This is a genomic window from Blastococcus sp. SYSU DS0753, assembly GCF_054051175.1.
The window spans coordinates 38,497-51,429 of the sequence record NZ_JBJHAT010000018.1; the positions used below are offsets into that span (position 1 = coordinate 38,497).

The following is a 12,933-nucleotide window of genomic DNA, read 5'->3' on the forward strand; positions in this document are numbered from 1 at the left end:
CCGGCCGGACAGCTCCGGCCGGCGCACCGGAGCGACCCTCCGACGGCGGGTCCGGGCATCCCGCCCGGGCCCGCCGTCGTGGCGAGCGGGCCCCGACCCCGCGGGGGGCACGGTCCCGGTCGCCGCGAGGGTGCGACATCATGCGCAGGGCGGGTGCCCGAACCCCGGTCACCCCGCCCGACCACCGGTCATCCGGGGGACGACGACCCGACCGGCGTCGTCACCGGTGCGCCGGATCGAGACCAGCGCCGCCCGCGCGGCGCACCGTCAGAGAGAGGCCCACCCATGGCCCAGGCTCCAGCCGCCGGCGCCACGTCCGGCGACGAGGCGGCCCGATCGCCCTACGCGGTCCAGCTGCGCGGCATCACCAAGCGCTTCCCCGGCGTCGTGGCGAACAAGGACATCGAGCTGGCGGTCCGCCGCGGCGAGGTGCACGCCATCGTCGGGGAGAACGGGGCCGGCAAGTCCACGCTGATGAAGACGCTGTACGGCGAGCACCGGCCGGACGAGGGGACGATCCTCGTCGACGGCCGCCCCGTGCAGTTCCGCAGCCCGGCCGACGCCATCGCGGCCGGGATCGGCATGGTCCACCAGCACTTCATGCTGGCCGACAACTTCACGGTCCTGGAGAACGTGGTCCTGGGCAGCGAGCCCACGAAGGGCGGCCGGCTGGACCGGGACGGCGCCCGCCGCCGGATCGAGGAGATCTCCGACCGCTACGGCCTCGGGCTGCGCCCCGACGCGCTGGTGGAGGAGCTCGGCGTCGGTGACCGCCAGCGGGTCGAGATCGCGAAGGTGCTCTACCGCAACGCCCGCACTCTCATCCTCGACGAGCCGACCGCCGTCCTGGTGCCCCAGGAGGTCGACGAGCTCTTCGGCAACCTCGCGGAGCTCAAGCGCGAGGGCCTCACCGTCATCTTCATCTCGCACAAGCTCGACGAGGTACGCAAGGTCGCCGACACGATCACCGTGATCCGCCGGGGCACCACGGTGGGGGAGGCTGATCCGCGCACGACCACGGCCAAGCAGCTCGCCGAGATGATGGTCGGCGCCGAGCTGCCCACGCCGGAGCTCCGCAGCTCCACCGTGCGCGAGGTCCCGGTGCTCCGGCTGTCGGGCGTCACCGTGGCCTCGGACATGGGGCGGCCGCTGGTCGACTCCGTCGACCTGACCGTCCGCGAGGGCGAGGTCGTGGGCATCGCCGGGGTCGAGGGCAACGGCCAGGCCGAGCTGGTCGACGCGATCATGGGCCTGCGCCCGCTCGCCGCCGGCAGGGTCCGGCTCGGCGAGGACGACGTCACCGGGTGGAGCACGCGGGCCCGCCGCGAGGCCGGCATCGGCTTCATCCCGGAGGACCGCCACCGGCAGGGGATGCTGCTCGACGCCCCGCTCTGGGAGAACCGGATCCTGGGCCACCAGACCCGGCCGCCGGCGGCCCGGGGCCCGTTCATCGACCGGAAGGCGGCCCGCGCCGACACCGAGCGGATCATGCGCGAGTACGACGTCCGCGCGCCCGGCCCCGAGACGCTGGCCGCCGCGCTCTCCGGCGGCAACCAGCAGAAGCTCATCGTCGGCCGCGAGATGAGCGCCGGCCCGCGGCTGCTGATCGCCGCCCATCCCACCCGAGGGGTCGACGTCGGCGCCCAATCGGTCATCTGGGAGCTGCTCAAGGACGCCCGCGGCGAAGGGATGGGGATCGTGCTGGTCTCTGCCGACCTCGACGAGCTGATCGGGCTCTCCGACACCCTCCACGTCATGTTCCGCGGCCGCCTCGTGGCCACCGTGGACCCCCGCCAGGTCACCCCCGAGGAGCTCGGCGGGTACATGACCGGCGCCCGGACCGCGGCGGGTGCCGCGTGAACCGCCTGCGCCGCACCGGCCTGACGCTGCTGGGCCCGGTGCTCGCCGTCCTCGTGGCGCTGGTGATCTCCGCCCTCGTCATCGCCCTCATCGGGGAGAACCCGTTGCGGGCGCTGCAGGTCATGGTCGACCTGGGCGAGCGGCCCTCGCAGCAGGTGCAGTCGATCGTGGTGATCCTCAACCGCGCCGTCCCGCTGTTCCTGGCCGGGCTCGCCGTCTCCATCGCCTTCCGCATGGGGCTGTTCAACATCGGCGTCGAGGGCCAGTACCGGCTGGCCACCGTCGTCGCCGCCGCCGTCGGTGCGGCCGTGGCGCTGCCCGGCCCGCTGCACGTCCTGCTGGTCATCGTCGTGGCCATGGTGGTCGGCGCCTTCTGGGCCGGCATCGTGGGCGTGCTCAAGGTGACCCGCGGTGTCAGCGAGGTCATCAGCTCCATCATGCTGAACTTCATCGCGCTCGGGCTGGCGTCCTTCCTGCTCACCGGTCCGTTCCGGGGCAGCCCGGAGGGCGCGTCGATCATCACCACGACGCCGCTGCCGGAGTCGGCGTGGTTCCCGGGGCTGGGCGGGGTGCTCGGCGCCTTCGGGCTGGCCGAGCCGCGCACGGAGCTGTTCGGCTTCCTCGTCGTGGCCGTCGTGGTGGGGATCGTGATCGCGGTGCTCGTCCAGCGCACCCGGTTCGGCTTCGACCTGCGGGCCACCGGCATCTCGGCGTCCGCCGCCACCGCCAGCGGTGTCGACGCCCGCCGCATGGTCGTCACGACCATGCTGCTCTCCGGTGCCGTCGCGGGGCTCATCGGGTTGCCCGACCTGCTCGGCGAGACGCGCGCCTTCGGCACCGAGTTCACCGCCGGGCTCGGTTTCCTGGGCATCGCCGTGGCCCTGCTCGGGAGGAACAACGTCCTCGGCATCGCGTTGGCGGCGCTGCTGTTCGCGTTCCTCGACCGTGCGGCGCTGCCGCTGCAGTTCGCCGACATCCCCGCGTCGGTGGTGACGATCATCCAGGGGACGATCGTGCTCGCCGTCGTGATCGCCAACGAGGTCGCCCGCCGGCTGGCCCTGCGCTCGGCCGAGCGGTCCGCTGCCGAGGCGACCGGCGCGCCGCCGGACCCGGGTGGCGGTGCGGGCCCCGGCGGTCCCGGCCCCGGCGCCGGTCCGGACGGCGGGCACCGGGTCCGCACCGGAGTCCCGGGCTCTTCCGAGGAGGCGCGCGCATGACCACCGCGACCCCGGCCGGCGGCAGCACCGCGACCCGGCCCAGCCGTGGCCCGCTCACCGACCGGCTCACCGGCGGGAGCCGGGGCAGCAGGATCCTGTGGCTGGTCGTCGGCCTGCTGTTCGTCTTCTCCGTCACCCGGGCGGTCTCCGGCGAGGAGGCGCTGACCTCGTCGTCGACGATGCGGGCTGCGCTGCTGCTGGCGGTGCCGATCGGGCTCGCGGCGCTGGGTGGCCTCTACTCCGAGCGCGCCGGCGTGGTCAACATCGGCCTCGAGGGGATGCTGATCCTCGGCACCTGGGGCGCCGGCTGGGCCGGCTGGCAGTGGGGCTGGGTCGGCGCGATCATCGGCGGCACCGTGCTCGGGGCCATCGGCGGCCTGCTGCACGCCATCGCGACGGTGACCTTCGGCGTCGACCACGTCATCTCCGGGGTGGCGATCAACATCCTCGCCGCGGGTGTCGTCCGCTTCCTGTCGGAACTGGTCTACGTCCAGGGCACCGGGGGCGGCCCGACGCAGTCGCCGTCGGTGGGCGGCGACCCGCCGAGCTTCTCGATCCCGGTGCTCTCCTCCGGGCCCGACCTGCTGGGCGACCTGGAGGACACCGGCTGGTTCCTGCTGAGCGACCTCGCCGGGGTGCTCCGCGGGCTCACCAGCGGGCTCGGTGTGGTCACCCTGCTGGCGATCCTGCTCATCCCGATCTCGTACGTGATCCTCTGGCGGACGGCGTTCGGGCTGCGGCTGCGGTCGTGCGGCGAGAACCCCGCGGCGGCGGACTCGCTCGGCGTCCCGGTCTACCGGATGAAGTACATCGCGGTGATCATCTCCGGCGCGCTGGCCGGGCTCGGCGGCGTCTTCCTCGTGTTCGTGGCCGGCATCTACCGCGAAGGGCAGACCGGTGGCCGCGGCTTCATCGGCCTGGCCGCGCTGATCTTCGGCAACTGGCGGCCGGGAGGCCTGGCCGCCGGCGCCGGGCTGTTCGGCTTCTCCGACGCCCTGCAGCTGCGCAGCCGGACGGCGGTCGTCGCGCTGCTGCTCCTGGTCGCCCTGCTGCTCGTCGGCGTGGCCGTGTACCAGGCGCTGCGCCGCCGCTGGGTGCCCGCGGGCCTCGCCGTGGTGTTCGCCGCCGTCGCGCTGGTCGGCTTCCTGACCATCGACGAGCTGCCCGACGGCATCGTCTTCTTCACCCCGCACCTGACCACGCTGCTGGTCCTCTCGCTGGCCTCCCAACGGCTGCGGATGCCCAAGGCGGACGGCCTGGTGTACCGACGAGGGGAGCACTAGTGCCCGACCTGCCCGAGCCCGACTGGGATGCCCTTCGGACCGCGGCCCGCGAGGCCATGACCCACGCCTACGCCCCCTACTCGAGGTTCCCGGTCGGGGTCGCCGGGCTGGTCGACGACGGCCGCGTCGTCACCGGGTGCAACGTGGAGAACGCCTCGTACGGGCTGGGCCTGTGCGCCGAGTGCGGGATGGTCAGCGACCTGGCCCGCACCGGAGGCGGCCGGCTGGTCGCGGTGGCCTGCGTCGGCGGGGACGGTCAGCCGCTCATGCCGTGCGGCCGCTGCCGGCAGCTGCTCTGGGAGCACGGCGGCGCCGACATGCTGATCGAGACGGTGTCCCTCGGCATCGTGCCGATGCGCGAGGTGCTGCCCGACGCCTTCGGTCCCGAGGACCTGACGGCTGCCGCCGAGCGGGGCCAGGGCTGATGGCCGGTCACGACGCCATCGACGTCATCCGCGCCAAGCGGGACGGCGTGCCGCTCACCACGGAGCAGATCCGCTGGGTGATCGGGGCCTACACCGCCGGTCAGGTCCCCGACGAGCAGATGAGCGCGCTGCTCATGGCGGTGTTCTTCCGCGGGATGACCGCCGACGAGCTCGCGTCCTGGACCCAGGCGATGATCGACTCCGGCGAGCGCAAGGACCTGTCGTCCCTCGGCCGGCCGACCGCCGACAAGCACTCCACCGGTGGCGTCGGCGACAAGATCACCCTTCCTCTGGCGCCCCTCGTCGCCGCCTGCGGGGTGGCCGTGCCGCAGCTCTCCGGCCGGGGCCTCGGCCACACCGGCGGCACGCTGGACAAGCTCGAGGCGATCCCCGGGTGGCGGGCCGACGTGCACGAGGAGGCCTACCTGGCGCAGCTGCGCGACGTGGGCGCGGTCATCTGCGCCGCCGGCCACGACCTGGCGCCGGCCGACAAGCTGCTCTACGCGCTGCGCGACGTCACGGGCACCGTCGAGTCGATCCCGCTGATCGCCAGCTCCATCATGAGCAAGAAGATCGCCGAGGGCGCCGACGCGCTGGTCCTGGACGTCAAGACGGGCTCCGGGGCGTTCATGAAGGACCCCGCCGCGTCGCGCGAGCTGGCCCGCACGATGGTCGGGCTCGGGGAGGCGGCCGGGGTGCGCACCGTCGCCCTGGTGACGGCGATGGACCGGCCACTGGGCCGCGCCGCGGGCAATGCCGTGGAGGTCGCGGAGTCGGTGGAGGTGCTCGCCGGTGGCGGCCCGGCCGACGTCGTCGAGCTGACCCTGGCGCTGGCGCGGGAGATGCTGGCCGGTGCCGGGCGCGACGACGTCGACCCCGCCGAGGCGCTGGCCGACGGGCGGGCCATGGACGTGTGGCGGCGGATGATCGCCGCGCAGGGCGGCGACCCCGACGCCCCGCTGCCGCGCCCGGCCGAGACGCACGTGGTGACCGCGCCGGCCACCGGCATGCTGACCCGCCTGGACGCCTACGCGCTCGGCGTCGCCGCCTGGCGGCTGGGCGCCGGCCGAGCCCGCAAGGAGGACCCGGTGTCGGCCGCCGCGGGGATCACCTGGACGGCCGGCGTGGGGGAGCTGGTGACCGCCGGCCGGCCGCTGCTGGAGCTGCACACCGACGACGCCGCGCGCATCCCGCGGGCGCTCGCGGCGCTCGAGGGGGCCATCGGCGTCGACACCGGTGACGAGCCGCTCCCGCTCGTCCTCGACCGCATCACCGCAGGGTCGTAGGGGACACTGGTCTCTCGTGCAGAAGGACTCCCTCCTCCCCACCACTCGCACGCTCGCGGCGGGCCCCGAGAGGGAGCCGTTGAACCCGGACGCAGCCATCTCCATCCGCGGCCTGGTCAAGCGGTACGGCGACCGTGCGGCCGTCGACGGCCTGGACCTCGACATCCACCGCGGGGAGATCTTCGCCCTGCTGGGTCCCAACGGTGCGGGGAAGACGACCACCGTCGAGATCTGCGAGGGCTACCGCGATCGCGACGGTGGTGAGGTCCGCGTGCTCGGGGTCGACCCGGCGCGGGGCGGGCGCCGCTGGAAGGCCGAGCTCGGCATCGTGCTGCAGTCCGGTGCGGGGGACAGCCAGCTCTCGGTGCGCGAGCTGCTGTCGGCGCAGGCGTCCTACTACGCCGATCCCCGCGACCCCGACGAGGTGCTCGACCTCGTCGGTCTCACGGAGAAGGCGGGCGCCCGCGGCCGCACGCTCTCGGGTGGGCAGCGGCGCCGGCTGGACGTGGCGCTGGGCATCGTGGGCCGGCCCCGGCTGCTGTTCCTGGACGAGCCCACCACCGGGTTCGACCCCGAGGCCCGCCGCCAGTTCTGGGCGCTGATCCGGTCGCTGCGCGAGCTGGGCACCACCATGCTGCTGACCACCCACTACCTCGACGAGGCCGAGGAGCTGGCCGACCGGGTCGGGGTCATCGCCCACGGGCAGCTGGCCGAGGTCGCCGTCCCCACCGCGCTCGGCGGCCGCGGCACCGCGCCGGCCGTCGTCAGCTGGACCGAGGCCGGCGCCCGGCGCACCGCCGAGACCGCCACGCCGACCGCCTTCGTCTCCGAGCTCGCCGCGCGCTTCCCGGGCGAGGTGCCCGACCTCGCCGTCAGCCGGCCGACGCTCGAGGACGTGTACCTGAAGATGATCGGGGACCGCTCGTGACCACCACCGCCCCAGGGCGCGCCGCGCTGCCCTCGGTCGCCCGGGTCTCCCGCACCCGGGCGGGGGTCGAGCTCAAGGAGTTCTTCCGCCAGCGTGAGTCGGTGGTCTTCACGCTGCTGTTCCCGGTCATCCTGCTGCTGGGGCTCGGCGCGGTCCTGGACTACGACCTCGGCTCCGGCGTGGACTTCCCGCAGTACTTCATGGCGGGCGTCATCGCCGCGGGGATCGTCGGGGCGAGCCTGCAGAACATGGCGATCCACATCGCCGGCGAGCGCTCCGACGGCACCCTCAAGGCGCTGGCCGGCAGCCCCATGCCGAAGACCGCCTACTTCGTCGGCAAGGTCGCGCAGGTCGTCGCCGTGACGATCGCGACGATCCTCGCGCTGCTGGTCGTCGGCGTGCTCGTGTTCGGCATCGACCTGCCGACCGGGGCGGACTGGCTGACCTTCGCCTGGGTGACAGTGCTGGGCGCGGCGGCCTGCACGCTGCTCGGCATCGCCGTCTCCTCCCTCGCCCGCAACGCGCGGTCGGCCTCGGCGACGGTCACCCCGATCGCGCTGGTGCTGGAGTTCGTCTCCGGCGTCTTCATGCCGTTCGACCAGGTGCCCGGCTGGCTGCAGGACGTCGCCTCGGTCTTCCCGGTGAAGTGGCTGGCCCAGGGACTGCGGTCGGTGTTCCTGCCCGACTCCCTCGCCGCCCGGGAGCCGGCGGGCTCCTGGGAGCTCGGCACCGTCGCGCTGGTGCTCGGGATCTGGTGCGTCGTGGGCCTGCTGCTGTGCGTCCGCACCTTCCGCTGGCAGGACCGGGACGGCCGGTAGGTAGCGTTCTCCCGTGCCCGCTCCGCTCACCGCCGACGACGTCCGCCGCGCCCCGAAGGTCCTGCTGCACGACCACCTCGACGGCGGGCTGCGGCCGCAGACGGTGCTCGACCTGGCCGCCGAGCTCGGCTACCGCGACCTGCCCGCGGGCGATGCCGAATCCCTCGGCCGGTGGTTCCGCGAGGCCGCGGACTCCGGCTCCCTCGTGCAGTACCTGGAGACGTTCGCGCACACCGTCGCCGTGATGCAGACGCCGGACGCCGTGGCGCGGGTCGCCCGGGAGTGCGCGCTCGACCTCGCCGCGGACGGCGTGGTGTACGCCGAGGTCCGGATGGCGCCCGAGCTGCTCACCGCCGGGATGCCGATGGAGGCGGCCGTCGAGGCGATGCTCGACGGGTATGCGCAGGGGAGCCGGGAGGCCGCCGCCGCGGGCACGCCGATCCGGATCGGCACGCTGCTGTGCGGGATGCGGCAGAACGACCGCTGGGAGGAGGTCGCCGACCTCGTCGTCCGCTACCGGGACGCCGGTGTCGTCGGCTTCGACCTCGCCGGCCCGGAGATCGGCTTCCCGCCGGACCGCATCCCCGCCGCCATCGCCCTGCTGGACCGCGCGGGGGCGCACCGGACGGTGCACGCGGGGGAGGCCGCCGGCATCGCCAGCATCGAGGCAGCGCTGGACGGCGCCGGTGCCGAACGGCTCGGCCACGGCGTGCGGATCGCCGACGAGGTCGCCGCGGACGGCGCCCTCGGCCCCGTGGCCCGGCGGGTGCGCGACGCGCAGGTGACGCTGGAGGTGGCGCCCTCCTCGAACGTGCAGACCGGCGCCTACCCCTCGCTGGCCGAGCACCCGGTGGACCGGCTGCACCGGCTCGGCTTCGCCGTCACGCTCAACACCGACAACCGGCTGATGAGCGGCGTCTCGGTCACCAGCGAGGTCACAGCGGTGGCGACGACGTTCGGCTGGACGTGGGACGACGTGCAGACGGTGACCGAGCGCGCGCTGGCCGGTGCCTTCCTGCCCGCGGAGGAGCGGCAGCGGCTTCTCGACGACGTGGTCCGCCCGGGCTACGCCGCGCTGCGGGGCTGACGGCGGTGGACGTCCTGCTCGCCGAGGCGGCCGGGCAGTCCTGGGACCGGTTGGGCGACCTGGGGGTGGCCTTCCTCCTCTCGGCGCTCATCGGGTTCGAGCGGGAGCTGCGGCAGAAGGCGGCCGGGCTGCGGACGCTGACCATCGTCGGGTTCGCCGCGGCGCTGTTCATGGTGATCAGCCGGGCTGAGTTCGGCGACTCGCGCGTCGCCGCGCAGGTGGTCTCCGGGCTGGGGTTCATCGGCGGCGGCCTGATCTTCGTCCGGCGCGACGCCGTCCGCGGGCTCACCACCGCGGCCGTCGTCTGGCTGACCGCGGCCGTCGGCATGGCCGCCGGCGCGGGGCTGTGGCTGTACGCCGTCGTCGCGACCGCCGGCCACCTCCTGGTGGCCTACGCCTTCACCCCGCTGGCCCGCCGCTTGTCGGGGCGGGCAGCGCACTCCTACTCCCTGGTGCTGACCTACCGGGACGGCGAGGGCGTGCTGCGCCGGGCCCTGGCCGAGTGCACGCAGCAGGGCTTCACCGTGCGTCACCTCGACACGGCGGTCGAGGCCGAGCGGCGGGGCGGCGCCGGCCCGCAGGCCACGGTGCGGATGACGATGGAGGGGGCGGGGTCGGTCACCGCGCTCGCCGCCCGGCTGGCCGACCTCGAGGGGGTGCTGGCGGTGTCGGCCGGGCACCAGGACGAGGACCGCGACTGACCGCCGGCGCGCACGGGCCGGCCGCGGGTGGGGGGCGTCACTCCGGCCTGCGGGAATCGCGTCGTGATCTCCGCTGCTACGGTAAGTGCACCGGCACAAGGCCGGTCATCCTCCCGGACGGTTTGTCCGGGCACGAGCGCATCCGTGCAGATCCAGCGTTCCATCCCTGGGCGCAGACGATCGCCAAGTGAGGACGCCGGTACGTCACGGTGCTCCTCCTCTTTCACGGGACGCGCTCCGAGCAGTATCGGAGCCCCACCCCGCATGACTTTGGTCCACCCTGCCGCGTTCGAGTCGTCCACGACCGAGAACGCTGTCGAGAACACCACCGAGAACACCATCGTGAACACCACCGGCAACACGGCCGAGGACGCCGCGGCGGAGACCGTCGCCGAGACCCCGGCCGGCCCCACCTTCGGTCAGCTGGGTCTGCCCCAGCAGCTGGTGACCGCGCTCGAGCGGCGCGGCATCCACCGCCCGTTCGCCATCCAGACCTCGGCCCTGCCGGACGCCCTCGCCGGGCGTGACGTGCTGGGCAAGGCCGCCACCGGCTCGGGCAAGACGCTCGCGTTCGGGCTGCCGCTGCTCGCCCGCATCGGCGCCGAGGTCAAGAACGGTCGTCGGGCCCCGCGCGGGCTGGTCCTCGTGCCCACCCGCGAGCTCGCCCAGCAGGTGCACGACAACCTGGCGCCGCTGGGCCAGGCGACCGGCGTGCAGCTGGCCACCGTCTACGGCGGCGCACCCATGTACCGCCAGATCCAGCAGCTGCGCCGCGGCGTGGACGTCATCATCGCCACGCCGGGCCGGCTGCAGGACCTGATCAGCCAGGGCGAGGCCACCCTCGCCGAGGTGGTCGTCACGGTGCTGGACGAGGCCGACTTCATGGCCGACCTGGGCTTCCTCCCGGTCGTCAAGGAGCTGCTCGACCAGACCGACCGGAACGCCCAGCGGCTGCTGTTCTCGGCCACGCTGGACGGCGAGGTCGACTCCCTGGTCCGCCGCTACCTCAAGGACCCGGCCCGGCACGAGGTCAAGCGGGCCGGCGACGACGCCCCGCCGGCCGAGCACCTCGCCTTCAGCCTCGCCTTCCGCGACAAGCTGCAGGTGGCCACGGAGCTGGCTGCTCGCCCCGGCCGCACGATCATCTTCGCCCGCACCCAGCTGGGCGTGGACCGGCTGGCCGAGAACCTGAAGGCCGCCGGGATCAAGGCCGAGGCCATCCACGGCGGGCTGCCGCAGTCGGCGCGCAAGCGTGCGCTCGAGGAGTTCACCGACGCCCGCTCGCCGGTGCTGGTGGCCACGGACGTCGCCGCGCGCGGCATCCACGTCGACGATGTCTCGCTGGTCCTGCACTACGACCCGCCGACGGACGCGAAGACCTACCTGCACCGCTCGGGCCGGACGGCCCGCGCCGGCGCCGCGGGTGTGGTCGTCTCGCTGCTCCTCCCCGACCAGGTGGGACAGGCCAAGCGCCGGTTCCGCACCGCGAAGGTGGACCCGCCCCTGGACCGCACGCGGCCCGGTGACCGGCCGATCCTCGAGCTGGTCGCCTCCGGCATCCCCGTGGAGCCCAAGGAGCGCACCCAGCGCGACATGCGCCGCGGTGGCGGTGGCCCCGGCGGCCGTCCGCGTCGCGAGGGTGACCGCCCCGGCGGTTCCCGTGGTGGCCCCCGTCGCTCGTACGGCGACCGCAACCGCTCCGGTGGCGGCGACCGCCGCTTCGGCGGCGAGCGCTCGGGCCGTCCCCCGCGCCAGGGCTGAACGAGGACCCCGTCCCCTCACCGCTCGCGGTGAGCCTCCGGACGGGGGCGACGACGGCGGCCCGTCCCGGTTTCCCGGGGCGGGCCGCCGTCGTCTCAGTCGCGGAAGACCAGGGCGCCGCTCACGGCGGTGACGACCTCGTCCCAGGCGGGGCGCAGCTGTCCGGCCTCGGCCGCGTCCAGGGGCTCGTCGGGCTGCCGGTCGGCGCGGGCCACCGCCCGGCCCAGCGGGGAGGTGGGGGCGAGCAGCTCGTCGACCCGGGTGAGCCGGGCGTACTCGGCGAGGTCCCGCACCCCTTCGGCCGGCTGCACGAGCGCCCGGTGGGGGACCAGACCGGCGGCGCCATCGGCGACCTCGGCCAGCACCTCCGAGACCTCGGTGAGGTCGTAGCGGTCCTGCTCGGCGGGCAGCGGCAGCGTGTCCGTGTCGGCGACCTCGGGCCAGGTGGCGATCTCGACGAGGTCGTGCTGCTCGTTGCCGGCGCAGAAGCGGGCCAGGTCGGCCGGGGTGTCGAAGACGAACACCTCTCCGTCGCGGCCGAGGAAGCGGGCGACGTCCTCGACGTAGCAACGCAGGGTCACCCCGGCGCCCTCGGGGACCACGATCTCGACCGGCAGGATGCCGACCGCCTCCCAGAACTCGGCGGCGGCGGCGACCGCGGTGGGGGAGGCGGTGACCCGGCTCCTGCGTGCGATGGTGCTCACGCCCGGCCGGCCGGCCACCGAGGTGGCGGTCGCACCGGCGGGCGCGCCGGCGGCCGTCTCCGCCTGCTCGGGCAGGTCCTCGTCGGCGAGGGCGCCGAGCTGGTCGTCCGCGGACTCGGCGGCCGAGGGGTACTCCTCGATCGTGGCGGTGCCCCCGCCGGTCCAGTCGAAGTGGTCCGAGAGCTCCTCGACGACGTCCTCCCACAGCTCGTCGAAGACCGTGCCGACGCCGATCCACGCGTCCTCGCCGGAGCGCCCGGCGAAGGCCTCCACGCCGAGCCCGAGAGAGCCGATCTCCGGCTTGGCGGCGAACTCGGCGACGGCCTCGAACTGCTCCTCGTCGTCGTCCTCGGTGGTGTCCAGGCACTCGGCGAGCCGGCTGACGATGTCGACGGTCGCGGCGAGCTCCTCCACCGCCCACCGGTCGGGGTCCTCGGCGGCGACGTCGTACACCCCGTCGAGGTCGTACCGGTGGTCCTCGTCCGGGGTGAGGTCCGCTGCGTCCAGACCGGCGACGACCGGCCACACCGGGTGGTCGGCCAGGTCGTGGTCGGTGCGGGTGCGGCAGAAGGCGGCGAGCTTCTCCGGCGACGGGAAGAGGTGCACCGTGGCGCGCCCGCCCGCCCCGTCACCCTCGGTCGTGCCGAGGAACGCCTGCCACTCCTCGCCGTCCTCCTCCCACGGCGGAGCCCACAGGGTGTATCCGGTGCGGTCGTCGAGGGTCAGTGCGATGGGGACGATGCTGGGCCTGGCCACCGCACCATCCTGCCTTGTCGGCTCGGAGTTGCACCTCCGGGCCGCGCGGCGGGACCCCGAGGTCGATCATGTGGCCGGCGCGGCCGTGGATCGCCTCCTGCGGCCTG

General features: G+C 74.4%; 11 protein-coding genes. 10 read left to right on the plus strand and 1 reads right to left on the minus strand.

Going from position 1 to position 12,933, the window contains the following annotated elements:
- Positions 1-285: 285 nt before the first annotated feature.
- The 10 genes from ACI799_RS14120 to ACI799_RS14165 all read left to right on the plus strand — a co-directional run bounded on the left by ACI799_RS14120 (position 286) and on the right by ACI799_RS14165 (position 11,366).
- A complete protein-coding gene (locus tag ACI799_RS14120; protein ID WP_456590669.1) occupies positions 286-1,860 on the plus strand; it encodes an ABC transporter ATP-binding protein in 1,575 nt (524 codons plus the stop codon).
- Positions 1,857-3,077 (plus strand): ABC transporter permease, encoded by a 1,221-nt coding sequence (locus ACI799_RS14125; protein WP_456590668.1) that lies wholly within the window; start codon positions 1,857-1,859, stop codon positions 3,075-3,077. The genes ACI799_RS14120 and ACI799_RS14125 overlap by 4 nt, the downstream gene beginning before the upstream one ends.
- Positions 3,074-4,360: an ABC transporter permease gene (locus ACI799_RS14130; RefSeq protein ID WP_456598292.1), complete on the plus strand. Its 1,287-nt coding sequence runs from the start codon at positions 3,074-3,076 to the stop codon at positions 4,358-4,360. The genes ACI799_RS14125 and ACI799_RS14130 overlap by 4 nt, the downstream gene beginning before the upstream one ends.
- Positions 4,360-4,785: a cytidine deaminase gene (locus tag ACI799_RS14135; RefSeq protein WP_456590666.1), complete on the plus strand. Its 426-nt coding sequence runs from the start codon at positions 4,360-4,362 to the stop codon at positions 4,783-4,785. The genes ACI799_RS14130 and ACI799_RS14135 overlap by 1 nt, the downstream gene beginning before the upstream one ends.
- Positions 4,785-6,071 carry a thymidine phosphorylase gene (locus ACI799_RS14140; protein WP_456613327.1) on the plus strand — a complete coding sequence of 429 codons (1,287 nt, stop codon included), beginning with the start codon at positions 4,785-4,787 and terminating at the stop codon, positions 6,069-6,071. The genes ACI799_RS14135 and ACI799_RS14140 overlap by 1 nt, the downstream gene beginning before the upstream one ends.
- 16 nt (positions 6,072-6,087) lie before the next feature.
- The gene (locus ACI799_RS14145; protein ID WP_456613328.1) at positions 6,088-6,999 is read left to right on the plus strand and encodes an ABC transporter ATP-binding protein; all 912 of its coding nucleotides are present in this window, start codon (positions 6,088-6,090) and stop codon (positions 6,997-6,999) included.
- A complete protein-coding gene (locus ACI799_RS14150; protein WP_456613329.1) occupies positions 6,996-7,817 on the plus strand; it encodes an ABC transporter permease in 822 nt (273 codons plus the stop codon). Before ACI799_RS14145 ends, ACI799_RS14150 begins: the two co-directional genes overlap by 4 nt.
- Positions 7,818-7,830: 13 nt before the next feature.
- Positions 7,831-8,904, plus strand: coding sequence for an adenosine deaminase (locus ACI799_RS14155; RefSeq protein WP_456613330.1), 1,074 nt, complete (start codon positions 7,831-7,833; stop codon positions 8,902-8,904).
- A gap of 5 nt (positions 8,905-8,909) precedes the next feature.
- Positions 8,910-9,605, plus strand: coding sequence for an MgtC/SapB family protein (locus tag ACI799_RS14160; protein WP_456590661.1), 696 nt, complete (start codon positions 8,910-8,912; stop codon positions 9,603-9,605).
- Between the two features lie 264 nt (positions 9,606-9,869).
- Positions 9,870-11,366 (plus strand): DEAD/DEAH box helicase, encoded by a 1,497-nt coding sequence (locus tag ACI799_RS14165; RefSeq protein WP_456590660.1) that lies wholly within the window; start codon positions 9,870-9,872, stop codon positions 11,364-11,366.
- 95 nt (positions 11,367-11,461) lie between these two features.
- On the opposite strand, the gene ACI799_RS14170 is transcribed toward ACI799_RS14165, so the two are convergent.
- Positions 11,462-12,826 carry a hypothetical protein gene (locus ACI799_RS14170; protein ID WP_456613331.1) on the minus strand — a complete coding sequence of 455 codons (1,365 nt, stop codon included), beginning with the start codon at positions 12,824-12,826 and terminating at the stop codon, positions 11,462-11,464.
- Between the last annotated feature and the right edge of the window lie 107 nt (positions 12,827-12,933).

What these genes read in the sequence shown, in the direction of transcription:
- ACI799_RS14140 (WP_456613327.1), top strand. Translation starts at nt 4,785, where the DNA reads ATGGCCGGTCACGACGCCATCGACGTCATCCGCGCCAAGCGGGACGGC.
- ACI799_RS14130 (WP_456598292.1), top strand. Translation starts at nt 3,074, where the DNA reads ATGACCACCGCGACCCCGGCCGGCGGCAGCACCGCGACCCGGCCCAGC.
- ACI799_RS14120 (WP_456590669.1), top strand. Translation starts at nt 286, where the DNA reads ATGGCCCAGGCTCCAGCCGCCGGCGCCACGTCCGGCGACGAGGCGGCC.
- ACI799_RS14165 (WP_456590660.1), top strand. Translation starts at nt 9,870, where the DNA reads ATGACTTTGGTCCACCCTGCCGCGTTCGAGTCGTCCACGACCGAGAAC.